This is a genomic window from Acinetobacter sp. ANC 4779 (assembly GCF_004331055.1).
Classification (GTDB): Bacteria; Pseudomonadota; Gammaproteobacteria; order Pseudomonadales; family Moraxellaceae; genus Acinetobacter.
On sequence record NZ_SJNU01000013.1, the window covers coordinates 46612 to 70215 of the forward strand.

24 protein-coding genes are annotated in these 23604 nt (G+C 40.1%); 15 read left to right on the forward strand and 9 right to left on the reverse strand.

The window, feature by feature from the left end; genetic code table 11:
* Positions 1 to 90: 90 nt before the first annotated feature.
* The 3 genes from ilvA to E0H80_RS14060 all read left to right on the forward strand — a co-directional run bounded on the left by ilvA (position 91) and on the right by E0H80_RS14060 (position 4070).
* Complete coding sequence (ilvA, locus tag E0H80_RS14050; RefSeq protein WP_131366792.1) at positions 91 to 1629, forward strand: threonine ammonia-lyase, biosynthetic; 1539 nt, start codon at positions 91 to 93, stop codon at positions 1627 to 1629.
* A 446-nt stretch (positions 1630 to 2075) separates the two neighbouring features.
* A complete protein-coding gene (locus E0H80_RS14055) occupies positions 2076 to 2726 on the forward strand; it encodes a potassium channel family protein (RefSeq protein WP_067865759.1) in 651 nt (216 codons plus the stop codon).
* Between the two features lie 3 nt (positions 2727 to 2729).
* Positions 2730 to 4070, forward strand: coding sequence for a TrkH family potassium uptake protein (locus E0H80_RS14060; protein ID WP_131366794.1), 1341 nt, complete (start codon positions 2730 to 2732; stop codon positions 4068 to 4070).
* Positions 4071 to 4139: 69 nt separating this feature from the next.
* Here the strand turns inward: E0H80_RS14060 and E0H80_RS14065 are convergent, their stop codons facing one another.
* The 4 genes from E0H80_RS14065 to E0H80_RS14080 form a co-directional block, all read right to left on the reverse strand.
* Positions 4140 to 5294: a phospholipase A gene (locus tag E0H80_RS14065; protein ID WP_131366796.1), complete on the reverse strand. Its 1155-nt coding sequence runs from the start codon at positions 5292 to 5294 to the stop codon at positions 4140 to 4142.
* 24 nt (positions 5295 to 5318) lie between these two features.
* Entirely contained in the window at positions 5319 to 8258 is a 2940-nt protein-coding gene (locus E0H80_RS14070) for an insulinase family protein (protein WP_131366798.1), read from the reverse strand.
* 200 nt (positions 8259 to 8458) lie between these two features.
* Positions 8459 to 9229: a hypothetical protein gene (locus E0H80_RS14075; RefSeq protein ID WP_131366800.1), complete on the reverse strand. Its 771-nt coding sequence runs from the start codon at positions 9227 to 9229 to the stop codon at positions 8459 to 8461.
* A gap of 200 nt (positions 9230 to 9429) precedes the next feature.
* On the reverse strand, positions 9430 to 9879 hold the full coding sequence (locus E0H80_RS14080; protein WP_067865742.1) for a GNAT family N-acetyltransferase: 450 nt from the start codon (positions 9877 to 9879) through the stop codon (positions 9430 to 9432).
* Between the two features lie 135 nt (positions 9880 to 10014).
* On the opposite strand from E0H80_RS14080, the gene E0H80_RS14085 reads away from it, so the two are divergent.
* From E0H80_RS14085 to E0H80_RS14095, 3 genes are read left to right on the forward strand one after another with little or no spacing between them, the layout of a single operon-like run.
* Positions 10015 to 11019: an adenosine kinase gene (locus tag E0H80_RS14085; protein WP_131366877.1), complete on the forward strand. Its 1005-nt coding sequence runs from the start codon at positions 10015 to 10017 to the stop codon at positions 11017 to 11019.
* A gap of 14 nt (positions 11020 to 11033) precedes the next feature.
* Positions 11034 to 11345 (forward strand): Rieske (2Fe-2S) protein, encoded by a 312-nt coding sequence (locus E0H80_RS14090; protein ID WP_171255367.1) that lies wholly within the window; start codon positions 11034 to 11036, stop codon positions 11343 to 11345.
* Between the two features lie 28 nt (positions 11346 to 11373).
* Entirely contained in the window at positions 11374 to 11991 is a 618-nt protein-coding gene (locus tag E0H80_RS14095) for an OB-fold-containig protein (RefSeq protein ID WP_067865736.1), read from the forward strand.
* Positions 11992 to 12077: 86 nt separating this feature from the next.
* Here the strand turns inward: E0H80_RS14095 and E0H80_RS14100 are convergent, their stop codons facing one another.
* Positions 12078 to 12743, reverse strand: coding sequence for a YidB family protein (locus tag E0H80_RS14100; protein ID WP_131366802.1), 666 nt, complete (start codon positions 12741 to 12743; stop codon positions 12078 to 12080).
* Between the two features lie 110 nt (positions 12744 to 12853).
* A complete protein-coding gene (locus tag E0H80_RS14105) occupies positions 12854 to 13324 on the reverse strand; it encodes a DUF6231 family protein (RefSeq protein WP_131366804.1) in 471 nt (156 codons plus the stop codon).
* 34 nt (positions 13325 to 13358) lie between these two features.
* On the opposite strand from E0H80_RS14105, the gene E0H80_RS14110 reads away from it, so the two are divergent.
* A complete protein-coding gene (locus E0H80_RS14110; RefSeq protein WP_131366806.1) occupies positions 13359 to 14231 on the forward strand; it encodes a DUF2797 domain-containing protein in 873 nt (290 codons plus the stop codon).
* 61 nt (positions 14232 to 14292) lie between these two features.
* Here the strand turns inward: E0H80_RS14110 and E0H80_RS14115 are convergent, their stop codons facing one another.
* From E0H80_RS14115 to E0H80_RS14125, 3 genes are all read right to left on the reverse strand, one after another.
* Positions 14293 to 16161, reverse strand: a complete 1869-nt coding sequence (locus tag E0H80_RS14115; RefSeq protein ID WP_131366808.1) for a SurA N-terminal domain-containing protein — start codon at positions 16159 to 16161, stop codon at positions 14293 to 14295.
* A gap of 130 nt (positions 16162 to 16291) precedes the next feature.
* Positions 16292 to 16564 carry an HU family DNA-binding protein gene (locus tag E0H80_RS14120; RefSeq protein WP_004651791.1) on the reverse strand — a complete coding sequence of 91 codons (273 nt, stop codon included), beginning with the start codon at positions 16562 to 16564 and terminating at the stop codon, positions 16292 to 16294.
* A 158-nt stretch (positions 16565 to 16722) separates the two neighbouring features.
* Positions 16723 to 17190 carry a phasin family protein gene (locus E0H80_RS14125; RefSeq protein ID WP_131366810.1) on the reverse strand — a complete coding sequence of 156 codons (468 nt, stop codon included), beginning with the start codon at positions 17188 to 17190 and terminating at the stop codon, positions 16723 to 16725.
* Positions 17191 to 17381: 191 nt separating this feature from the next.
* Here E0H80_RS14125 and E0H80_RS14130 point away from each other — a divergent pair, with 191 nt between their 5' ends.
* The 8 genes from E0H80_RS14130 to fdx all read left to right on the forward strand — a co-directional run bounded on the left by E0H80_RS14130 (position 17382) and on the right by fdx (position 23542).
* The gene (locus E0H80_RS14130) at positions 17382 to 18029 is read left to right on the forward strand and encodes a hypothetical protein (RefSeq protein WP_067865718.1); all 648 of its coding nucleotides are present in this window, start codon (positions 17382 to 17384) and stop codon (positions 18027 to 18029) included.
* A gap of 112 nt (positions 18030 to 18141) precedes the next feature.
* Positions 18142 to 18615: an Rrf2 family transcriptional regulator gene (locus E0H80_RS14135; protein ID WP_131366812.1), complete on the forward strand. Its 474-nt coding sequence runs from the start codon at positions 18142 to 18144 to the stop codon at positions 18613 to 18615.
* A 1-nt stretch (position 18616) separates the two neighbouring features.
* Complete coding sequence (locus E0H80_RS14140; RefSeq protein ID WP_131266443.1) at positions 18617 to 19834, forward strand: IscS subfamily cysteine desulfurase; 1218 nt, start codon at positions 18617 to 18619, stop codon at positions 19832 to 19834.
* Positions 19835 to 19920: 86 nt separating this feature from the next.
* Positions 19921 to 20307 carry a Fe-S cluster assembly scaffold IscU gene (gene iscU / locus E0H80_RS14145; RefSeq protein ID WP_067865709.1) on the forward strand — a complete coding sequence of 129 codons (387 nt, stop codon included), beginning with the start codon at positions 19921 to 19923 and terminating at the stop codon, positions 20305 to 20307.
* Between the two features lie 37 nt (positions 20308 to 20344).
* A complete protein-coding gene (gene iscA, locus E0H80_RS14150; RefSeq protein WP_067865704.1) occupies positions 20345 to 20665 on the forward strand; it encodes an iron-sulfur cluster assembly protein IscA in 321 nt (106 codons plus the stop codon).
* Positions 20666 to 20773: 108 nt separating this feature from the next.
* A complete protein-coding gene (gene hscB, locus E0H80_RS14155; protein ID WP_131366814.1) occupies positions 20774 to 21289 on the forward strand; it encodes a Fe-S protein assembly co-chaperone HscB in 516 nt (171 codons plus the stop codon).
* A 38-nt stretch (positions 21290 to 21327) separates the two neighbouring features.
* The gene (hscA, locus tag E0H80_RS14160) at positions 21328 to 23190 is read left to right on the forward strand and encodes a Fe-S protein assembly chaperone HscA (RefSeq protein WP_131366816.1); all 1863 of its coding nucleotides are present in this window, start codon (positions 21328 to 21330) and stop codon (positions 23188 to 23190) included.
* 13 nt (positions 23191 to 23203) lie between these two features.
* Positions 23204 to 23542, forward strand: coding sequence for an ISC system 2Fe-2S type ferredoxin (fdx, locus tag E0H80_RS14165; RefSeq protein ID WP_131366818.1), 339 nt, complete (start codon positions 23204 to 23206; stop codon positions 23540 to 23542).
* Positions 23543 to 23604: the final 62 nt, after the last annotated feature.

Sequence of the window (23604 nt, forward strand, 5' to 3'; positions counted from 1 at the left end):
TTTTGACATTTGTTGCTGATTAAGCAGCCCAAATGTACAGGGGTTTGTTACAATAAAGGCCTATTTTAAACTGTTAGATGGAAAATTAACATGCTGTCTCGTTTGGTTCGACAAATATTACAAGCAACGGTGTATGACGTTGCAATCGAAACTCCACTCGAAGCAGCGCCACGAATTAGTGAAAAGCTAAACAACAACATTCGCTTTAAACGCGAAGATTTACAACCTGTCTTTTCCTTTAAACTACGCGGTGCGTATAACCGTATTAGTCAATTACCGAAATCTCAGTTGCAACGTGGCGTTATTACGGCTTCAGCAGGTAACCATGCGCAAGGTGTGGCTCTATCTGGTCAAAAACTGGGAATTCGCGCGATTATCGTAATGCCGAAAACCACACCGGATATTAAAGTTCAAGCAGTTAAACGTTTGGGTGGTGAAGTGGTTTTATATGGCGACTCATTTGACGTTGCCAATAAATATGCAATTCAGTGTGCAGAAGAACAAGGCATGACGTTTATTCCGCCTTATGACGATGAACTGGTGATTGCGGGTCAAGGGACTATCGCCAATGAAATTTTACGTCAATGGCGTGATGTTGAATATGTATTCGTTGCTGTAGGCGGTGGCGGTTTAATTGCCGGTGTTGCTGCATACTTGGGCGATGTTGCACCGCATGTCAAAGTCATTCCTGTGGAATACGATGAATCCGCTTGTTTAAAAGCGGCCTTTGAAGCCAATGAACGTGTGATTCTGCCCTCTGTCGGTTTATTTGCCGATGGTACGGCGGTTGCTCAAATTGGAGCAAAACCGTTTGACGTGATTCGCCTGCAAAAATCAGACAACTCAGGTCCAATTGTTGAGCGTGACGTGGTCTTGGTCAACACAGATGAAATCTGTGCAGCCATTAAAGATACCTATGATGAATGCCGTAGTATTGTTGAACCTTCTGGCGCAATGGCACTCGCAGGAATCAAAAAATATGTGGCTGAACATGGCCTAGAAAATAAAAATATGGTGTCGATTGTATGTGGCGCCAACATGAACTTTGACCGGTTACGTTATATTGCTGAACGTACCGAACTCGGTGAATGTAAAGAAGCCATTTTTGCAGTGACCATTCCAGAAGAAAAAGGTTCGTTCCTGAATTTCTGCCGCGCTCTGCAAGGCCGCAACATTACTGAATTCAACTATCGCGCTAGTAGTTCTAGTGCTGCTCAAGTGTTTGTCGGTATCAGCTTAAAAGGCGGTGAAAAGGAACGTCACGATATTTATGACCTCCTAACCACACAATATGATGTGGATGACTTGTCTGATGATGAAGTGGCAAAACTGCATATTCGTTATTTGGTCGGTGGTCATGCGGATATCGAAAATGAACGCCTATTCCGTGTCGAGTTCCCGGAACGTCCAGGTGCATTACTGACTTTCTTGGAACGTCTGGGTCCAACGCATAACATTACCCTGTTCCACTATCGTAACCACGGCGCAGCAGAAGGACGTGTACTGGTTGGCATGGAAGCAAGCGATGCGAAACAAAATCCGGATGGTTTAATTGAAACATTGGAAAATATCACTTATCCATATGCTGAAATCACCAATAACCTGGGTTATCAGCGTTTCTTAAAATAAGACTCACACATCAAAAAAGAGCTATTCAAGAGTAAAAAAGTGAATGGCTCTTTTTTATTTTTTGTTTATATGAATGTGCTTTAAAAAAGCATTTATTCTCATCGACCTACTCATTTCTGTAAATTTTTTTAAACTCAACAGCATTAAAGATGTCTGTCTTCTTTTTTGGGGTTTTCCAGTGTTGCACCAGCAAAAATTATCCCTGTCATATCTTAAAAATCATTTTTATCGTTGATTATAACTCGCTATAAAAAACGATCTAAGCCAATAAAATAATACAGATTGATATTGTCTGCATTTAACTATGCCCTGTTAGAAATAAACCTTTGTTAGATATAGTTTTGTAAGCCTGATAGCTGAATGAATAATAACATTATAAAATGAGTGCAGAATTACATACCCGTCATGAATAAAATCCACAGAAAATGGGTTAAGGAATACTTCGAATGGCATTATTTGCAGTCATTGGCTTAGGCAGTTTTGGAGCCACCGTTGCAACCCAATTGGTGAGCTTAAATCACGATGTGATTGGGATCGACAGCAATAAAAAATATGTTGAAAATATTTCTGATCAGCTCACCCATGCTGTTATTGCCGATGCAACCGATGAACATGTTCTGCGGGAACTGAATATTCAAAGCTGTGAAGCCGTTGTGGTGGCTATTGGCGAGGACATTGAGGCCAGTATTTTATGTGTCTTGCATCTAAAAAATCTGGGAATGAACAAGATTTGGGCCAAGGCGAAATCCAAAGCCCATCACATGATTCTGACCCATCTGGGCGTGAATAAAATCATTCATCCAGAAGAAGATATGGGAACCCGTATTGCCCAGTCTTTAAGCTACCCTATGGTCAGTCGTTATATGGGTTTAGAAGACAATCACTTTATCGTTAAAATTGAAATTAAAGCCAGTCTCCAAGGTGAATCATTTAACCATTTAATGGGTCACGCTTCGGAAATTAAAACCCTTTTATTTAAACGTGGCACGGAAATTTTATATAACATTGATCCTGATTTAATTCTGCAAGAAGGTGATATCTTGGTGGTTGAAGGTGAACTTGAACCCCTACGAAAACTGTCTGCCCGGTTTAAATAAAATATGAATCAGCCGCAAAATATAAACCATAATACCGTCAATCTGAGTCCTCCCAGCTTACTGGCCTTGGGGTTCTTAAGTTTTATATGTGCAGGTACCTTATTGCTTAAACTTCCCATTTCACATCATGGGGAATTAAGCTGGATCAACGCCCTGTTTACTTCCACCTCTGCGGTGACTATTACCGGACTTTCTGTAGTCAATGTCGGAGAGGCCTATACCACTTTTGGCCAAGTCGTGATCATGCTTTTACTACAGATTGGTGGCTTGGGTTTTATGACGTTTGCCATCCTTGCCGCACTCAGTCTGTCTTCCAATATCCGGTTAAAACAGCAAGTAATGGCACAGGAAACGATTGGTCAAACCAGTCTAGCCAAAGTCTCTTTCACCATTAAAGGCGTACTTTTATATTCCTTATTTTTTGAAGCCGTCGGTACGGTTATTCTTACCGTTGCCTGGATGCAGGAATATGACTTTCCACGTGCCTTTTTTTATGCGGCTTTTTATAGTGTTTCTGCGTTTAATAATGGCGGCTTTTCGCTTTTTCCGAATAGTTTGATGAGTTTTGCAGACCATTACCTCATTACCTTTACCATCAGTATGCTTTACATTATTGGGGGGATTGGTTTTGTGGTACTCATGGATATTAAACGTGCCCATCGTTGGAAAAAGTTAAGTACCAATAGCAAACTTATCCTCTCCACGATTGCAGGATTAAACTTGGCGGCTTTTATTATCATTTGGGTATTAGAAGCCAGCAATCCGCTGACACTGTCCAGCATGAGCCTCGGTGATCAGGCCTTGAATGCCTGGTTCCATGCCACTGTACCGCGTTCATCAGGGTTTAACAGCATGGATATGTCCAGCATGACCGACGCTTCCACATTGGTCACCATGGTCTTGATGTTTATTGGTGGAGGTTCCTTAAGTACTGCAGGGGGCATTAAAGTCGGTACCTTTATTATTGTAGTTTTAAGTGTGATCACCTTCTTACGCCGTTCGGAAGAATTAAGGGTATTTAATCATTCTGTTTCAAAAGTGACTTCATTTAAAGCTTTTGCAGTCTTGTCTATCACGGCAATTTTGATATTTTTAGGATTATTTACACTTCTTATTCTGGAGCCAAGCAAGGATTTTCTGGATTTACTCTTTGAAGCCGTTTCAGCCGCCTGTACAGTCGGTTTATCGCGCGGTATCACCAGTGAGCTTCAACCTGCCAGCTTGCTTGCTCTAATCTTACTCATGTTTGCAGGGCGTTTAGGACCGCTGACTTTAGCCTACCTAATTGCTACCCCAAAGAAGAGTCGTTTAAAACATCCTCCGGCAGATATTCAAATTGGTTAATGGCTCTTAATTTTCGATATAAAAAAAACCACTCGCTCGAGTGGTCTTTTTATGAGGCTTGAATAGGTTTTAGTACCAGTTCATCAATGACACACCTAAGCCCACATAGGTAGCACGGTGGTTATAATCAATCAGACTTTCACCATAACCATCAAACAACTGAAAATAGCCACGTAACTTGCCTTTAATCGGGAATGCCCAATCAAATTGCGCAGCACCATGGGAATCATCACCGCCTTTAAGCGAGTGACGCAGCATGAGTGAAAACTCATGCTCATTTTTGCGATAGAAGGCAGTTAAATCACCACGTCCCATGTAGTTTTTAATGTCAGGATTGTTATCGTCTTTGGCATCTTCTTCAATACGATACCAAGGACGTACCATCACGGCAAAGTTTTCGCGCTCAAAACCAAGGTTGAGCATCACCCGGTTCCAGCTCCGTGATAAAGGATCTGCACGACCATTAGACTGGTGATTAAAAGTTAAGCCCAGTAAACGTGCATTTAATCCTAATATTTCATAATTGGTGCGGAAAATCAGGCTGGCTTCAGGTTCATAGTTGCTTTCACGAAAAGGACGAGATTCTTCGGCATTATAGACCTGCCAGCGCGATGATTGCGTATACCCCACCCAAATATCACCATTATCACCAAACAGGTTTTCAACCGCTTTAGTTTTTAATGATAACTGGAATTTTGCTTCTAGGGATTTCAGAATTTGGTCATTCCCCACTTGTACCGTATTATTTTCATTCGGACTGGAAGGACGTTCATTTTTATTAGAAGTCCAAAAGCCTGGCATGAGATAAACTGGCTGATGTGCACGAATATTCCACGTACCGAGTTTACTATCGGGAGACAACTCCCAACGCTTATCCAGCAAAGATCGATTTGGATCTATTTTAGGACCTTCAACAGAAAAAATGCTATTGACCCCGTGACTGATTTTTTCTTTAACTGTTTCAGGTTCAGTCGATTTAGGTGCAATTTCATTTGCCGCTTGGCGTTCAGAAAGCAGCGGTGTTTTCTCATCCTCGGGGATTTTAAACAAAGTATCGTAACAAGCTAAGCGATCGGCATTGGATTCCAATGCCGAACAGGCTTCAGGGCTTGCTGGTGTAATTGTAGATTCGGGACTTACTGCATTTACATTCGTCACATACAATGAACTGAGCATGATCATGCTCAGTTGCAAAGTAGTGCGTTCAAGTTTTTTGAACGCCATAGGGTGTTACCTCAGTTTATTCTTTTAGTTTACTTGTTTGATCTCAAAACCGAGTTCAATCAAAGTATCACGTTTCGCAACGGGTGCAACCACAGCTTTTACTGGTTTTTGCTGAACGAGATATTGTTCTGCAACGCGTTTTAAATCATCCAAAGTCACTGCAAGCAAACGTGCACGCAATTGTTTTCGAACTGCCGGCGTACGTGCATGCAATAAAGCGTAGCAAGCACTAATGGCTTCACCTGCAGGAGAACCAGGTTTATCCATGCTCGCAACCAAGCCTAAAATTGCTTCTTCAAGCTGATGCGATAGATGCTCGGTATTCAATAGCCAGTCAATACTTGCTTCAAAGTCTTTAAATGTTTCTGCTAAGCGCGGATCACGATAGCTATAAAAACGGAACGAACAGGCATTGCCGTCATAACTCGCCCCCCCCCCATAAGCGCCACCTTTTTCACGAATCGCACTATGCAAGAAGCCATTACGCAAATATGCGGCCAACACCATTAAAGCTGCTGCATCAGGATGGGAGACTTCTACCGCAGGATAAGCTGAAGCACAGAATTGAACATTGGCCTGAATTAACCAGGCTTCGTCTTTATTGCTATTTTCCGTGAAAACTGTCGTTAATTCTACAGGTGTTTGATCAACGGCTAGCTTGTCCCAAATATCTTGAATTTCTTCAATCAAACGATCTGACTGATGCTCTTCACATACCAGCAAGAACTGTTTTGGTGCTTGTAAAAGTAGACGATGAATGGCTTTTAATTCCGCAATCAAAGCATCATATGCAGTTTCATCATTTTCAATTTTAGCCACCAGTTCAGTCAACCAGTTCAACGCACCCAAGCCTGTATTTTGATAATCGCGCTGTGCCAAAGCGCTGCAATTACGTGATGCAATTTGCATTGCATAACTGTGACCTGAACCTGAAACACGTGATTGCCAACGGGTTTTACGTTGTTGCAATAATTCAATAATACGGTCTTTTTCATCGAAACGCAGTTGTTCAAATGCCAACTTCAATATGCGGATCGCTTCAAAGTTATTCACCAACGATTTGGTGGTCAAAGTCAGCCACGCGCTGATTTTGTTTTTATCATCCACTTTTGAACGTAAAGATGCACCCATCCCTACACCACCGCTGACCGCAGTTTGCAGTTGCTGAAGCTCAAGATAATCGTATTCGCCGGCACCAACTTCACCTAGCAAAACCGACAATAAGCTAAAATATGGTGACTGTACCACTTCATCCGGGATTTTAACTGTCACTTGCTGATAGTAAATACCATTGGTACCGGCATGGTACAAATTCAAAGGCATATCGTGATTATTACTGATAATTTCACGCAATTGACCCTGTACAATATGCAGATCAGCAGGCACATCTTCCAGCCCGACTTTCGGCAACAAGTTCATGTCATCAGGCGTGTCTTGACGAACTTTTAATGCTTCAGTTTGCTTGATAATTTCAGCTTTTTGCTCATCAGTCAGTTTGGCACCAATTTCAGCTAGACGTGCTTTCTCTGCTTCTGCCTCTTTCGCAGATTTAGTTGCATCAGGTACCAAAGTCATTTGCACACGATGGGTATTATCAAGCAAATATTGTTGAATCAAATTTGACAACCACATTGGATCTTTGAGCTCTTCTTTGACTTGCTCAATTGCAGTATCCACATCCCAGACATCAATCGGGTCACTGTGGTGAATCACACTGCCTAAACCATTTAGAATCAGGCTTAAACCATATGGCATACCGTCGCCATTGATTTCACGCTGATGCAATTCAATCTGATGCAAAATAGCATCGACCATTGCAGAATCAACCGGCTTAGAGGCCACCTCTTGCAAAATCTTAAACACACCGTCTTTAAATTCTTGCGCATGTTCAGGATTTGAACCTTGCACGCCACAGAAGAAGGTCATTTCAAAATTAGAATCATCTACGCCCATAAGTGGACCGGTAGATTGTGCGTAATCACAGGTTTCAAGGTAATGAAGCAAGGGCGAAGCGGAATCTTCCAGTAAAATCCCTTCAACCAGACGCATGCCTAAGCGCAGTTTAATATCACTGGCTTCAGGTAATAACCATGAAATCACGTGATAGGTCTTATCTTTTAAATCTTCAGCATCGACTGCATAAGTTTCTGTGACTTCAACCGGTGCAGTTAAACGTGTTTCAGGGGTTGAATGTAGCGTTTGACCTTTCTCAAATTTAGATAAGGCCAAAGTTTCAAATTGTTCTTGCAAGTGATAGGCAGATTCATTGCCAAAGGTCATAAATACCGCATTACTTGGATGGTAATGTGATTTGTAGAAATTGACTAACTCTGAGTAAGTTAAGTCCGGAATATCTTTAGGATCACCGCCTGAATTGTAATGATAGGTGGTTTTCGGAAATAAATGATGCGCCAATTGATGATACAGCTGATCTGAAGGAGAACTCATGGCTCCTTTCATTTCATTAAAGACCACACCTTTATATACCGGCTGACCATCTTCCAACTCAATACGAATACCTTCTTGAGCAAAATCCAGTTCGTTTAAATTTGCGGCAAAAGCAGCATCCAAATACACTTCCAATAAGTTTTGAAAGTCTTTTTTGTTTTGCGTTGCAAATGGATAAGCTGTCCAGTCGGCTGAAGTAAACGCATTCATAAAGGTATTTAATGAACGGCGAATCATCAGGAAGAACGGGTCACGCACAGGAAATTTTTCAGAACCGCATAATACGGTATGTTCTAAAATGTGTGCCTCACCCTTTGAATCCATCGGTTGAGTACGGAACGCCACCAGAAAGACATTTTCGTCCAGATCACTGGCAAGGTGATAATGCGTTGCACCGGTCACTTTATGTTTATATTCAGACACAAAAACGTCTAAGGCCTCAACATGGTGTTGACGTATCAACTGAAACGCAGGATGAACAGTTTGAGTAATGGTTTCAGTGACATCTACAGTCATGTGATCTCCTCATGTATACATATTTATAAGATGTTGTGATTATACCTGAATCTTCAACTATATGGATTCGTACAGTTACGAATTTCCTAGCATTTAAGTCCAGTTTCAACGTCCTTCTTTTTTAATCAAAATCAGCGCTATTTTCAATGCAAAAAATAGCAACTGATTGCTATTTTTTTAAAGCAGATCGAAAAATATGTTTATTTTTTTAAAACCGGTTTCGAAGTGACACTATTGCTCAAATAAATACACAATAAAATGGCTATAAAGATTACCGCTGACGCTGTGAATCGGCTTAAATCCAGACCACCCGAAGCGATCGGTTTATCCAGAAAATCTCCCACCACTGCACCTAGCGGACGAGTTAAAACAAATGCGCTCCAAAACAACAAGGTCCGTGACACATGGGTATAGAGATAAAGCACCAAAATTAACAAGATAAGACCAACAAAAAGGATAATACCACCGCTATAACCCAGTCCCATGGTATCTGCCGACCAATCCCCTAAAGCCGTACCCAGAGTTTGGGAAAAGGTAATGGTGATCCAATAGAAAATTTCCGCCCGTGGATAATTCACCGTATGCGGTGAAATACTGCCTTCAACTTTATACCAGCTCAATAAAGACAAGCAGACCAAACCTAGCAATATGCTACTTCCACCGACATAGCCAATTCCCAATGAGCGATCGACAAAATCTGCCAGAGTCGTACCGACAGTAGTGCTAGCAATAATAGTCAGCCAGTACAAATAAGGTCGGTAAGTTTTAGCACTGATTTGAAAAAACAGTAAAGTGATAAAGACTGCCGCGAAAATAAAGGTACTAATCAGGTATCCCAAATTGAGAGACATGGATACTGCATCGCCACCCGTTTCACCAAAAGTAGTGGCAAAAATTTTAGTGACCCAGAAAAGCGCAGTGATTTGCGGAACTTTAGAAATATGAGCTGCAATATTTTGTTGTTGATTCATCAGTCTGACTCAAAAGGTCTTTGCTGATATTTTCAACTGATACACTTAACCCAGCATTAAAATTTAAAGCTATTTTTTGCTTTTATGGAATCGACTTAAAACAATTAAACACTCATCCATGAAATTTAAGCGCAAGCCAATATCATAAGGCTGATGAGCCTATTCAAACCCAGCAGCATCATGATCAAGTCTAATCACGACTAGAGCAAATACTTGAAATAACTATAATTCGGATGATTTTCAACAAACACATAATTTTGTTTCTGATAAAAATTTGCGGCAGATTTTGTGTCTGTATTTAGGCAAAGTGCAGAAAAATTTGCACGGGCATTTTTTTCCAAATGCTGTAAAAGCTGTTTGCCCACACCATGCTTACGGTATTTCGGCAATACATAAAAACGACGTACTCGCCCAATACGGGCATCAATTTCGTTTTCATTCCATTGCTGGTTTAAACCGCCACAAGCGATTAGTTTCTCATCATCATAAACACAAAGAAGAAATTCACCCGGTTGATCAAACCTGTTTTTGCCACTTTCATACTCTTCAATCAATTGATCAATAAGCTGAAATCCTTCTTTCTGAGCTTGCTTGGCTAATTCTGTGATTTGTGCAGGTAATTGTTCAGCTTTAGCTATCGTGATATTCATCGAAACTTCCTAATCCTTTCCTATAGTGCATTTTGTACGAGCATCAGTCATATATTGAATTTTATTCATCAATCTACAGCAATCCTAAGCATTGGTGTAAACTTAGCGTTTTATTTTGAAATGTGAATGAAAGACATGACAACTGTTGATCTTTTTGCAATTGGTAATGCATTAATCGACCAAGAATTTAAAGTCTCTGACGATTTCCTGATTCAACAAAATTTGCAAAAAGGCACTATGCAGTTGACTGATGGTGAAACACAAGCAAATTTATATAATAATTTAAAAGAAACGCAAGTATACAAAGGTCAGGCATCAGGCGGATCTGCTGCAAATACCACCGTTGCGTTTAGTGCTTTAGGAAGTAAAGCATTTTATGGCTGCCGTGTCGGTAATGATGAACTCGGTCGCACCTACTTAAAAGGTTTAAATGAAGCCGGTATTCAAACCACTGAAAAGTCAGTGAGTGAAGGTGTGACAGGGACTTGTATGGTTCTTGTCAGCCCGGATTCAGAACGCACCATGCACACTTTCCTGGGTATTACTGCAGAACTTGGTGAAGCACAAATCAATTTTGAGCCCTTAAAAACTGCAAAATGGCTGTATATTGAAGGTTATTTGTCGACCAGCGATACTGCACGCCAAGCGGTTAAACACGCACGTGAAATTGCTAAAGCGTATGGGGTAAAAATTGCTTTAACTTTATCTGATCCAGCGATGGTGCAATATGCACGTCAAGGTTTGGATGAATTGATTGATGATGGCGTAGATTTATTGCTTTGCAATTATCATGAAGCCTTAATGTATACGGAAACTGATTCTATTGAAGCTGCATTAGCTAAATTGCAGCAAAAAAGCAAATACACTGTCATTACATTATCTGCAGAGGGGGCTTTAATTTCTAATTCAGAGCAAACCCTTAAAGTTCCAGGTCGTGCTGTAACCGCGGTCGATACCAATGGTGCCGGAGATGCCTTTGCAGGGGCTTTCCTTTATGCATTAAATGCAGGTTTAAGTCTTAAAGTTGCTGCTGAATTGGCAATCCTGATTTCAAGTGAAGTCGTTTCACAATTTGGGCCGCGCCTAAGTGTAGAAAATTACAAAGAATTATTAAACAACTTCCAAAAGGAATGTGCATAATGATTAAAATTGCGATGACGGAAGAAATTCCTGAACGTGAAGCGAGATCTTATGAAACGCCGAATGGTGATACCATTTTCATTACACAGCGTGATGGGTCGTTTTATGCTTATCAGAATCTCTGCCCGCACTTACAGGTTGAGCTGGAGTTTTTAGAAAACCAGTTCTTGGATCGCGATCAGGAATTGATTGAATGCTCTACACACGGAGCACTGTTCTTGGTGGAAACGGGTGAATGTATTTCTGGACCGTGCCAAGGACAATCACTTGAAAAAGTAGCAATCAATGTGCATTCTGACGGTGGAATTTACCTGAACGAAGAGTAAATAGCATACAGCCTATTGGAATCTTGCCATGCTTGAGTTTTTACAGAACCCTGACTTAATCCCGTTTCATTTAAGTTTATTTGCTTTAGTTTTACTCAGCATGGCAGAAACCATTGGCTATTATTTTAATATTCGTCCTACTCAATATCTAAAGAAACTGTCTCCAAAGAAGCTTTCTGAATCACCCTTACTGAATGTTAATTTTTCAAAAACACTGATTGTTGTGTTCTTGCTGATGAACTTCAGTTTTTCTGGCTATTTTCTTCAACTTTGTGTCTATACCCAGCAACAGAAATTTCTGCCTGCTTTTTACTTAATCATCCCTGCACTCATCATTGCGATTTTTTTTACGGTATTTATGATTCATTGTCTTGATCAAGTCATCAAACCGACATTTACCAGGCAACAAGTCAGTTTACTTGGGCGTCTGGCAACAATATCCAGTGGCAATGCCCGTCCTGGATTTTCTGCACAAGCCCGCGTTAGAGATAGTTTTGGTCAACTGCATTATGTTCAAGTGCAACCGGAATTTGGCGAACTTGAATTTCAATCGCAGATTATTTTAATTCGATTAAAAAAATCACACTATATTGCTAAAAAAATATCTAAGTCCAATTCCCTCTTTAGCATGGACAACCAGCATTAACATGCAGTTAGCAAGTCATAAAATTTAATTTTAAAACATAAAAAACCAGTTAAGTTAGCCACATAACTGGTCTTGGAAAGAAAATATTAACGTTTAAGAAAGCCAGAAACCAAGTTCATCACTTGTTGAATATCATCATTGGCTTCCTGTTTATTGGTTTGCTCACCTTGAGGTGTCAAAGAATCAATAATTTGCGGTAAAACTTTTGAAATTGCAGCATAAATGTCCTGTTTTGGTACTTGTGCTTCCTGTGCTACTTGTTCTACATCTTGCTCATCAAACAGTGCTTGAACCTGTTGCTGATCTACACTTGCATTCTCACCCGGACCTGTAGATACCCAGTCATCTACCTGCTTATTTAAGCCTAAACCTTTTAATTTATCCAGAGCGCCTTGTATTCCCCCCTGCTTTTGAATCCATGCTAAAACCAGGGGCAAAACTGCAATTAATAAAGTTTTTGTACTAGCACCGCCTAAACCACCAGTTTGCGTTCTTGACTGATTTTGTTGTGTACCGCCTAAATGCCCCAAAACCGATCCCAAAATACCGCCTAAACCGCCTTGTTGATGCTGTTGGGATTGCTGGTTGGGTTGAGATTGCTTTTGCGTACTGTTACCACTGATGTGTCCGAGCACAGCCCCCAAAATCCCACCTAAACCACCTGGTTGCGATTGGTTCTGTGATTGATTTTGCTGATTATTACCCAAAGCTTGTTTCGCCAATATTTCCACAATATTACTCAGGTTTGTCATCATATTATCCTTATAGAAACTCTATAAAAGCATACGATGCTTTGGAAACCGGCAATGAAGGCAAATTGTTAAGTTTTGCAAAATTTAGCAAAGATATAAACAACTTGGCCTTACCAGCGGAATTTATTCCAGTTTTCAGGATTTGCCCAAAACTTGGAATTAAACCAGTCCGGCACATGCTTATAAGTTAGAATATTGAATTGCCATAAAGCAAAATTGCTGTCATGCCGGGTTTTATCAATCAGCTGGGTAAATCCTAAAGCACGTAATAATTTCTCATCTTGTAACTGACTCACTACCACTATACGTTTCGCCATTAAATCACGCAGCTTGACCAGCAATTGCGATTTTTGAATATCAGAAATTTCAAGTAACTCTGGTGAATCAAGTAATACCAGACCCAAATCATATCGCTGGGTAAAAGGCAGATTTAAAAACTCAGTTACGTTAAAATAGTGCCATTGAATTGATTGATTGTTGTCGTATTGTGCCAGATTTTGACCAATACATAATGCAGTTTGAATAGGCTGTTGTTTAGATAAATCGTCTAGCATTGAAGCAATGACATTTTGTTCAGCCATAACTGCATCCTTATTATTTGAGAGAGTATTCTTCATGGAACTACAAGGCATTTGCCATAAAATGCACGCAGGTCTAAAGGACCCTATTGTAACTGATCAGCAGACCTGCAAGGCAAATGTAGAATATAAATTTGTACTGGATCGCGCTGAAATTGATCTTCCATTTACTTTGGGACAAGAAGTCGAAATTGAATGGACCGGTAATATTTACTGTGTTTCCTGTGGCAATAAAACGCCCAAATCCTATGCGCAAGGTCACTGTTTCAAATGCTTTAAAACTCAAGCTTCATGCGACATGTGCATTATGAAGCCTGAAACTTGTCACTATCACTTAGGTACGTGTCGTCAAGAAAGTTTTGCGCATGAAGTCTGTTTTCAGCCGCATATTGTTTATCTGGCCAACTCCAGTGCTTTAAAAGTGGGAATTACCCGTCAAGGACAAATGCCGACTCGTTGGCTCGATCAAGGTGCAACCCAAGCTCTTCCGATTATGAAAGTTGGTTCGCGCCGTCTATCCGGTCAACTGGAAATCATGTTTGGAACACAGGTGGCAGATAAAACTGATTGGCGAAAACTGCTAAAAGGTAAAGCTGAGCCATTAGACTTGATTGAAGTGCGTGAACAGTTGATTGAAGAATTTGCGCCAAAAATTCAGACTATTCGTGATGAATTTAGTCAGAATCTGGAATTTAATGAAACTGTGGAAATCATGGAAAGTGAACTTCCACGTGAGTTTGTTTATCCAGTGGATGAATATCCGGAGAAAATCAAATCACACAACCTAGATAAAACCCCGATTATTCGTGGCAAATTATTCGGGATTAAAGGCCAATACCTGATTTTGGATACCGGTGTGATTAATATTCGCAAATATTCAGGCTATGAACTCAAGCTACGCGCTGAATAAAACTTGATGTAGCCAATAAAAAAACCTGCGTTAACGCAGGTTTTTTTTATTTCATAGAAAATTATTTAATTTTTGCATGCGATTTGAGATATTCAGTGTAATCATCCAGTTCTTGTTGACCACGAAGTTGCTGGTACAACTTAGACAATTCATTTAACTGCTCATCGGTTAAAGCATTAGCTGTAGTCTTATTTACATTCGACACGGCAACCACCACCAACTCGTTTGGCAATGAAGCTGTAGTTACTGACCACATGCCTGCTTTTGGTGCTGGAACACTGAATGCAGCACGTTCAATCTCACGTTTCAAACCTTGTGAACGCGTAAATACACCTGCACGTTCAAATGCAATATTGCTTTTCGCTACTACAGTTGCAGCAGGTTGTGACCTAAAGCTATTCAATGCAGTTTGAATTTTCGCCTTAGCTGCATCAGCTGCTTTTTGTTCAATCAGTTTAGCTTTCACACGCGGTGTTGCCTCTGCCAAGGTTTGTACACCGGCAGCATGATAATTACGTACTTTTACCCACACCGTATCACCATTTGCTAACTGGATACTGCTTGAAGCATTACGGTCACCATTTTTCACATCATCATTAAATAGTTTAACTTTTACATTTGCATCACTCAGCACCGGATGTTGAGTCGCTAAAGTCATCCCTTTGAATGATTGAACGGCAACACCTTTCACTTCCTGAGTAACGACATCAAGTGCATCACTACCGACAACCATCTCATTCAGGCCATTTACAGTATCTGAGAAGGCATTTGTAGATTTATTCTTTTGCAATTCAGCCAGCAAACGTGGTTTTTCAGTTTCAAACGATGGAAGCTTAACGGCTGCCGCTTCTGTTTCAATTAAATGATAACCATATTGGGTTTTAATCGGCGCTGATACCTGAGCTGACTTTAACGAAGCCACCGCCTGGTCAAATGCATCGCCAAATACACCTTTGGTATATGCCTTTACCACACCACCTTGGGCTTTAGACTCAGTATCATCTGAATATTGCGCTGCAGCTTGAGCAAAGCTCATCCCTGCTTTAATTTTCGCAGCGACATCAGTGGCTAATTTCTTCGCTTCAGCATCTGAACGCGTATCTGCTGCAATTAGAATATGCTTCACGAGTGGTTTAGCATCTTTCTTTTGCGCATCTACATATGTTGCATAGGCTTGCTGTAACTCAGCCTCTGTCACTTGCGTATTCGCTGGTGCAACATTCGCTGGTGTCAACACAACATAATCTACATCTACACTTGCAACTTGTTTAAATGAATTTTGATGTTTGTTGTAATAAGCAGCAATTTCTTGAGCTGTTACTTTTACATTTTTCTTGTATTCATCCAGTTTAATACTGGCAAGATGCAATGTACGTTGTTCAGTTTGCAAATTCGCAATTTGTTCAATATCAAGCTTACTCACCAACGCATAATCCATAAAAGTTGATGTCAACATTTTTAAGGCATGGTCTTGACGTAAATTCGCAATTAGAGCTTGACTGGTCATCCCCACTGAACGCAAATAATTTGCATACAGGCTTTCGGAAAATTTACCGTTTTCTTGAAAACTCGGCTGCTGTGCCACCATTTGCTCAATCTGTGCATCACTTAAGGAAATACCCAAATCTTCTGCTTGTTGCAATAACAAGGTACGAGCCACTAAGGTATCCATCGCTTTATTTTGAATAAAAGATTGATTCAATAAAGTTTCGTCACCATTGGCATAAGCCAAGTACTGCTCTTTAAATGTTTTGGTCAGTGTTTCTAGTTCTTTTTTAGAAATTTCTTGGCCATTGACTAATTTTGCTGTGTCTTCTGACTTCCCACCACTAAAATATCCTTCAATACCTACAAGCGCTAAAGGGGTCAAAAACAAAATGAGCAGTGCTTTGCCCAACCAACCCTTAATAACTTTACGAAAAGATTCCATAAGTATTCCAATATTTTATTTGTGAGGGATTTTACCCGAAAACCCACAATGAATGAATGAGTTCAAACCAGAAATCGGCATATTAATAAAAAACGCGCCTAAGCGGCGCGTTTATTGGCTGTGAAAAAGATTAAGCAACAGAATCTTTTAAACCTTTACCAGCTTTAAAGCTCGGTACTTTGCTTGCTTTAATTTCTAAAGCTGCACCAGTCTGTGGATTACGACCAGTACGTGCTGCACGTTCTTTTACGTTGAATGTACCAAAACCAACAAGTGTTACAGTATCACCAGATTTAAGTGCTTCGGTAATTGAAGCAATTGTCGCATCTAAGGCTTTACCTGCATCAGTCTTAGACAATCCCCCTTTCTCTGCAATTGCATCGATTAATTCTGATTTATTCATGAAGATTACGTCCTCTTAATATCGTTTATTTAAGGTCTAAGGATTCCATAGCACCTTTATAGCAATGGTTCAGGGCAAAACGCAATACTCTGGATATCGATTTCTGCAAAATAAATGCGAAAAAAATTGTTGAAAAATGCAGAAAAAGCAAAATTGTTTCATTTTTTTACAATTTGCGCTTTTAAAAACTTATTTTCTTCGACTAATAAATCGACCTTGCTATGTAGCTGTAAAATGAGACTTTCTAAATGCTGAATGTCTTTTACCGTGACCAAGCCAATTCGGTTCAAGGAATGATTCACACTATGGTCAATTAACTTCTCCACCTTATCTTTAGTATCGGTTACTGACTCTTTGGCTTTCTCGGAGACCTTTTCCAAAGTTTGATCAGCGATTTCCGTGGTTTTAGACTCTAGCTCTTCTCCAACTTTGACTAAAGAGTCAAATAATTTATTCCCCTCTTCTTCTGCACGTGAAAAAGCACCTAAACCGGCAAGCCAAATTTGTTGCGTATATTTACGAAAATCCAGTCCAGACTTCCGTCCCATACGTAATTTATTTTTTGCTTTATCAGTAGTTTCTGATTTTTGTTGATCATCATCTTGATCTTCTATCGGCTTATCCATTCATCCCTTCTCCTGATTGTTTTATGCACTGTCAAACATATTTATCCACAAAACACACTGATAATAGCAAATTAAATACTTGATCGATTTGCTAAACTGTTCTACAAAGCAAGATTATTATATATTTGGCGTAAGTCCTGAAGCATATTTTACGAGCTAGGATGCTCTATTTCAGGTAAGGATTGAGTTTTATGAGTGAATCGCAACAATATCAAAAACAAAAGCATTTGTTGCTCACAATGGCTATGATTGTTCTTGAAACAATTTTTACCCTCATTTTGAAGCATGATCGCGTTATTGGTTTACAAGCTAAAAAATTTATAGATCAAAAAGTTGCGATCAAAATTAATAGTTATTTACCTTACTTTGATTTTTACATCCAATTTAATGAACATGGCGTTTTATTTGACACCAAAGCACCGGAACAGCCAGTTGATCTGGATATCCGCACCACTCTCATGGATTTAGTTAAAGTTTTTGTGTTTGCCAATCGCCGCAGCATCAAAAAAATGCGGATCGATGGTGATATCACTTTAAAAGATGAATTTCGCGATTTAGCTTTACTTTTCAGCTTGCCAAAAGTTTTATCGGATTGGAAACAGTGGTTAAATGAACCGAATGATGAGCAAGATATTATTGCTTCAAAAAAACGTATTGTACCTCTTTTGCAAAAAATTGACTTACAGCGCTCAAAAATTAACAGCTTGGAAGTTGAAGCCAAGCAATATCAAAATCGTATCCGTCGCCTTAAACAAAAACAGAAAAGAATCAATATCTCGTTCGTTGTAACGACCGTGCTTTTGATTGCGTTATTAGTGTATAATTTATGGCTTGCATAAACATATAATTTTTCTTATAAAAAGAAACATTTTAAAGCCTCATAAAATACTTGACTATTTTAGTCAGGATTCTTAAAATCGATACATCTAGTCTTAACATGTGTATCGAATCATGCGTCTTACTACTCGCGGTCGCTACGCAGTGACTGCTCTACTTGATTTAGCTTTGCAGCCAACTGAACAAACGATCACGCTTGCTGAAATTGCAGCTCGTCAAACTATTTCTGTTGCTTATCTTGAGCAGTTATTTGCGAAATTAAAGCGTCACGGCTTAGTTTCTAGTGTACGTGGTGCCAACGGTGGCTACCATCTTGCTCGTCGCGCTGATGAAATCACCATGTTAGAAATTATTGAAGCTGTAAACGAAACAGTCGATGCAACTCGTTGTGACCATAAAAGCAACTGCCAGAATGGTGCAATGTGCTTGACTCATGATTTATGGCAAGAACTCTCCGACCACATCGCCGATTATTTAGCAAAAATTACGCTTGCTGATCTTGTAGCACGTGACAACGTACAAACCGTTGCAATTCGCCAAAATTCACCAAGTTTTGATTCAGCCCTTTTATCGGTTACAGGTATTTGACATGAAACGTCCGATTTATCTTGATTATGCAGCAACTACTCCTGTAGACCCTCAAGTTGCAGAACGTATGATGGAATGCTTAACATTCGATGGTACTTTCGGTAATGCTGCATCTCGTTCTCATGCTTACGGGTGGCAGGCGGAAGAAAAAGTAGAATATGCACGTGAACAAGTTGCCAATTTAATTAAAGCAGATCCACGTGAAATCGTGTGGACTTCTGGTGCAACTGAATCTGACAACCTTGCATTAAAAGGTGTTGCACAATTCTATGCCTCTAAAGGCAAGCACATCATTACCAGCAAAATTGAACATAAAGCAATTTTAGATCCTTGCCGTGAACTGGAAGAAGAAGGTTTTGAAATCACCTATATTGAGCCAGAACCAAAAACCGGTTTAATTACCGCTGATATGGTTAAAGCTGCGATTCGTCCAGATACCATTCTTGTTTCCCTGATGATGGTGAACAACGAAATTGGTACCGTGACTGATGTTGCTGCAATTGGTGAAATCACCCGTGCACATAAAATCTTTTTCCATGTCGATGCTGCTCAAGCTGCCGGTAAAGTTGAAATTGACCTTTCAACCATGAAAATTGATTTGATGAGTTTCTCTGCTCATAAAATTTATGGCCCTAAAGGCATGGGCGCGCTGTTTGTGCGTCGTAGTCCGCGTGTTCGCCTTAAAGCTCAAATGCAGGGCGGTGGTCATGAACGTGGTATGCGTTCAGGCACCCTTCCAACTCACCAAATCGTGGGTATGGGTGAAGCTTTTGAACTTGCAGGTAAAAATCTAGTATCTGAGCAAAATCGTCTGCGTGTATTACGTGACAAACTTTGGAACGGCTTACAAGGTTTAGAACAAGTGTTCTTAAATGGCCACCCTGAATACAATGTTGCAAACTATCTCAATGTCAGCTTTAACTTTGTTGAAGGCGAATCATTGATGATGGCACTGAAAGATGCTGCAGTATCTTCTGGTTCTGCATGTACTTCTGCAACACTTGAGCCTTCTTATGTACTTCGTGCATTAGGTCTGTCTGATGAGCTTGCTCACAGTTCGATTCGTTTCAGTTTTGGTAAATATACCACTGAAGAAGATATCGACCATGTACTAGAAGTCACTAAAGCTGCTGTACAAAAATTACGTGATCTTTCTCCTCTTTGGGATATGTACAAAGATGGCGTGGATCTATCTACAGTCGAATGGGCTGAACACTAATTTATTCTTGGCATCTTATAGAATTTCAGTAAGATGCCCCCATATTAATTCTTATCAAGGCTGACCCCGAGGTTTGGAGACGCATCATGGCTTATAGTGAAAAAGTAATTGATCATTACGAAAACCCCCGTAATGTTGGTGTTTTAGATAAAGACGCTGAAAATGTGGGTACAGGTATGGTCGGTGCACCCGCTTGTGGTGACGTTATGCGTCTGCAAATTCAAGTGGATGACAACGGTGTAATTGAACAAGCCCGTTTCAAAACTTATGGTTGCGGATCTGCTATTGCTTCAAGTTCGCTGGTGACTGAATGGCTTAAAGGTAAAACCTTAGACCAAGCACAAGCAATCAAGAACATTGATATTGCAACTGAACTCGCGCTTCCTCCAGTAAAAATACACTGTTCTGTACTTGCTGAAGATGCTATTAAAGCTGCTGTTGAAGACTACCGCAGCAAAAAAGCTAAAGCTTAATCGCTTTAAGTTTTGAATAAGGAATAATGGAGTTTTCATGATTCATTTAACTGAAAATGCTGCAACTCATATCAGCAATTACTTAAAAAATCGCGGTAAGGGTGAAGGCATTCGCGTTGGCGTGAAAACTTCAGGCTGTTCCGGCTTGGCATATGTACTCGAATTCGTTGATGAAATTGATACACATGATCAAACCTTTGAACAGTTTGGTGTTAAGGTTTTCGTTGACCCTAAAAGCAGTGTCTATTTAGAAGGTTTGGAAATGGACTATGTGAAAAATGGCTTAAACGAAGGCTTCGAATTTAACAACCCCAATAAAAAAGGTGAATGTGGTTGCGGTGAATCTTTCACGGTTTAATCACCCCCTTCCATTCTTTTTAAAAATTAAAACAGTGTAAAATACACTGTTTTAATTACATTTATATTTGCAGTTATTTTTATAGAACTTTCGCGGATCAAATCTCCCATGAATCATTTTGAGTTGTTCAATCTTCCTGTAGCACTCGATATTGATTTAGCAGCTTTAAAAAATGAATTTTTAAAATTGCAGCAACAATATCACCCCGATAAAGCTGAAGACAAAGATCAGGCATTGATCAAGTCAAGTGAAATTAATCAGGCGTTTAAAGTTTTATCTCAAGTTGATAGTCGTGCGGGATATCTGCTTTCGTTAAAAAAACAAGATCATCTGCTTGATCAATCCATCAGCGATTTTGATTTTTTACAATCTGCGCTGGAAATTCGTGAACAGCTGGATGAAGCCCACGCTGCCGAAGATTTGATTTCACTTAAACAAGAAGTTCAACAATGGATGGACAGCTTGGTTCGTGAATTTAAAATTGACTACACTGAAGAAGACTGGACTGAAGCGCGCGATACAGTGCGTAAGTTACGTTTCTTCCAAAAAGTCATGGCGGATATCGACAAAGCTGAAGATCGCTTTTTAGATGATGATTCTTTCGATCTTGACGATGATTTTTAATTTATTTTTACTTTTAGACGTTCAAAGGATGTAACACAATGGCTCTCTTGCAAATTGCAGAACCTGGTCAATCAAGTGCGCCCCACGAACACCGTATTGCCATTGGTATCGATTTAGGTACAACGCATTCTTTAGTGGCTACGGTTTTATCAGGCAAAGCCAAAGTTCTTAACGATGAACAAGGTCGCGTGTTACTTCCGTCGATTGTGCATTATGCAGATGACGCAACCCAATATGGTGATGAAGCAAAAGCCTTCATGACCAGCGATCCTAAAAATACCATTGTTTCTGTTAAGCGCTTTATGGGTCGCTCAAAAGCGGACATTAAATTTCAACACCCGTATACATTGGTGGGTGAAGATCACCAAATGCCAGCTTTTGAAACCAGCCAAGGGCGTAAAACCCCTGTTGAAATTTCAGCTGAAATTTTAAAACAACTTAAAGAACGTGCTGAATCTAGCTTACAAAATCCAATTAATGGCGCAGTGATTACTGTTCCAGCCTATTTTGATGAAGCTCAACGTCAAGCCACTCGTGATGCAGCCCAATTGGCTGGTTTAAATGTTCTACGCTTGCTGAATGAACCGACTGCTGCTGCGGTGGCTTATGGCCTAGATCAAGAAAGCAATTTAGCTTCTGATCGCAACTATGTGATTTATGACCTGGGTGGCGGTACGTTTGACGTTTCAATCTTGCGTTTTAGCCAAGGTGTATTCGAAGTTTTAGCGACTGGTGGTCATACTGCCCTCGGTGGTGACGATTTAGACCGTTTAATCGTCAAGTGGGCGAAGAAACAGCTCAATATTGAAACTTTAAATAATTCAGAACATGCTCATCTGATTGTCGCTGCACGTAAAGCCAAAGAAGCATTAACAGAGTTAGAATCTGTTGAGCTCCAAGCGCTAGATCAAGTTTTAACTTTAGATCGTGCAAGCTTTGAAGACATCATCAAAATTGCTTTAGATAAAACGATTAGCGTATGTAAACGCGTGATGCGTGATGCCAAGCTTGAGCTGGATGATATTCAAAACGTCGTTCTTGTCGGGGGTTCAACCCGTTCATATGCAGTACAAAAAGCTGTTCGTGATGTGTTCAATCAAGAACCGTTATGTACCATTAATCCAGATGAAGTGGTTGCAATTGGTGCTGCTATTACGGCAGATCAGTTGATTGGTAACAATACAGATGGCTCGTTACTACTGGATGTGACCCCGCTGTCTTTAGGTTTAGAGACCATGGGTGGCTTGGTTGAACGCCTGATTTCACGTAATACTGCTATCCCAGTTGCACGTCGCCAAGAGTTTACCACTTATCAAGATGGTCAAACTGCGATGCTGATTCACGTGGTTCAAGGTGAACGTGACCTGGTTGAACACTGCCGTAGCTTAGGTCGTTTTGTTTTACATGGCATTCCGCCAATGACTGCAGGTCAGGCACGTATTGAAGTCACTTTCCAAGTCGATGCAGATGGCTTACTGACCGTTTCAGCAACAGAGACCACCTCTGGCGTACATGCGCAGATTGATATTAAACCGTCTTATGGTTTATCCGATTCAGATACTGAACGCTTATTGATTGAAGGTTTTAAATTTGCTGAAGAAGATAAAAATCTTCGTCATTTGCAAGAAACCAAAGTTGAAGCACAACGTGAACTTGAAGCACTGACCCAAGCATTAAAAGTAGATTCCAACCTACTTAACGCTGAACAACTTGTTGCTTTAGAGCAAGCCAAAGTTCAACTTGAAAATCAATTATCGACGACTGATATCAAAGCGATTGAACAGGCTGTAGAACAGCTTAAAATACATAGCGATGCCTTTGCTGCTGCACGTATGAATCAACATATTGATGCTGCTCTTAAAGGTACTCAACTTGATGACTGGTCAAACTCACCCGAATAAATAGGTAAAAATTATGCCACGTATTAAAGTTCTTCCACATGCGCAAATTTGCCCAACTGGTGCTGAGTTTGAAGTCGAACAAAATGCAAATCTTTGTGAAAGCCTATTAAAAAATGGCATCAAGATCGAGCATGCATGTGACATGTCTTGTGCATGCACCACTTGTCATATTGTTGTTCGCAAAGGTTTTGACAGCCTGGAAGAAATGACTGATGTCGAAGCCGACTTACTTGATCGCGCTTGGGGTCTTGAACCTGACTCGCGTCTTTCATGCCAGGTTAAAATTGTGGATGAAGATTTGGAAGTTGAAATTCCTAAATACACAATCAACCATGCTTCTGAAAATCATTAATTGATGCAGAATTAAAAAACCACGCCTAGCGTGGTTTTTTAATATTTTATTCAAGAGCAATA

Excerpts from the sequence above, each read along its gene's own strand:
- ilvA (WP_131366792.1), top strand. The coding sequence starts at position 91 with ATGCTGTCTCGTTTGGTTCGACAAATATTACAAGCAACGGTGTATGAC.
- E0H80_RS14055 (WP_067865759.1), top strand. The coding sequence starts at position 2,076 with ATGGCATTATTTGCAGTCATTGGCTTAGGCAGTTTTGGAGCCACCGTT.
- E0H80_RS14060 (WP_131366794.1), top strand. The coding sequence starts at position 2,730 with ATGAATCAGCCGCAAAATATAAACCATAATACCGTCAATCTGAGTCCT.
- E0H80_RS14065 (WP_131366796.1), bottom strand. The coding sequence starts at position 5,294 with ATGGCGTTCAAAAAACTTGAACGCACTACTTTGCAACTGAGCATGATC.
- E0H80_RS14070 (WP_131366798.1), bottom strand. The coding sequence starts at position 8,258 with ATGACTGTAGATGTCACTGAAACCATTACTCAAACTGTTCATCCTGCG.
- E0H80_RS14075 (WP_131366800.1), bottom strand. The coding sequence starts at position 9,229 with ATGAATCAACAACAAAATATTGCAGCTCATATTTCTAAAGTTCCGCAA.
- E0H80_RS14080 (WP_067865742.1), bottom strand. The coding sequence starts at position 9,879 with ATGAATATCACGATAGCTAAAGCTGAACAATTACCTGCACAAATCACA.
- E0H80_RS14085 (WP_131366877.1), top strand. The coding sequence starts at position 10,015 with ATGACAACTGTTGATCTTTTTGCAATTGGTAATGCATTAATCGACCAA.
- E0H80_RS14090 (WP_171255367.1), top strand. The coding sequence starts at position 11,034 with ATGACGGAAGAAATTCCTGAACGTGAAGCGAGATCTTATGAAACGCCG.
- E0H80_RS14095 (WP_067865736.1), top strand. The coding sequence starts at position 11,374 with ATGCTTGAGTTTTTACAGAACCCTGACTTAATCCCGTTTCATTTAAGT.
- E0H80_RS14100 (WP_131366802.1), bottom strand. The coding sequence starts at position 12,743 with ATGACAAACCTGAGTAATATTGTGGAAATATTGGCGAAACAAGCTTTG.
- E0H80_RS14105 (WP_131366804.1), bottom strand. The coding sequence starts at position 13,324 with ATGGCTGAACAAAATGTCATTGCTTCAATGCTAGACGATTTATCTAAA.
- E0H80_RS14110 (WP_131366806.1), top strand. The coding sequence starts at position 13,359 with ATGGAACTACAAGGCATTTGCCATAAAATGCACGCAGGTCTAAAGGAC.
- E0H80_RS14115 (WP_131366808.1), bottom strand. The coding sequence starts at position 16,161 with ATGGAATCTTTTCGTAAAGTTATTAAGGGTTGGTTGGGCAAAGCACTG.
- E0H80_RS14120 (WP_004651791.1), bottom strand. The coding sequence starts at position 16,564 with ATGAATAAATCAGAATTAATCGATGCAATTGCAGAGAAAGGGGGATTG.
- E0H80_RS14125 (WP_131366810.1), bottom strand. The coding sequence starts at position 17,190 with ATGGATAAGCCGATAGAAGATCAAGATGATGATCAACAAAAATCAGAA.
- E0H80_RS14130 (WP_067865718.1), top strand. The coding sequence starts at position 17,382 with ATGAGTGAATCGCAACAATATCAAAAACAAAAGCATTTGTTGCTCACA.
- E0H80_RS14135 (WP_131366812.1), top strand. The coding sequence starts at position 18,142 with ATGCGTCTTACTACTCGCGGTCGCTACGCAGTGACTGCTCTACTTGAT.
- E0H80_RS14140 (WP_131266443.1), top strand. The coding sequence starts at position 18,617 with ATGAAACGTCCGATTTATCTTGATTATGCAGCAACTACTCCTGTAGAC.
- iscU (WP_067865709.1), top strand. The coding sequence starts at position 19,921 with ATGGCTTATAGTGAAAAAGTAATTGATCATTACGAAAACCCCCGTAAT.
- iscA (WP_067865704.1), top strand. The coding sequence starts at position 20,345 with ATGATTCATTTAACTGAAAATGCTGCAACTCATATCAGCAATTACTTA.
- hscB (WP_131366814.1), top strand. The coding sequence starts at position 20,774 with ATGAATCATTTTGAGTTGTTCAATCTTCCTGTAGCACTCGATATTGAT.
- hscA (WP_131366816.1), top strand. The coding sequence starts at position 21,328 with ATGGCTCTCTTGCAAATTGCAGAACCTGGTCAATCAAGTGCGCCCCAC.
- fdx (WP_131366818.1), top strand. The coding sequence starts at position 23,204 with ATGCCACGTATTAAAGTTCTTCCACATGCGCAAATTTGCCCAACTGGT.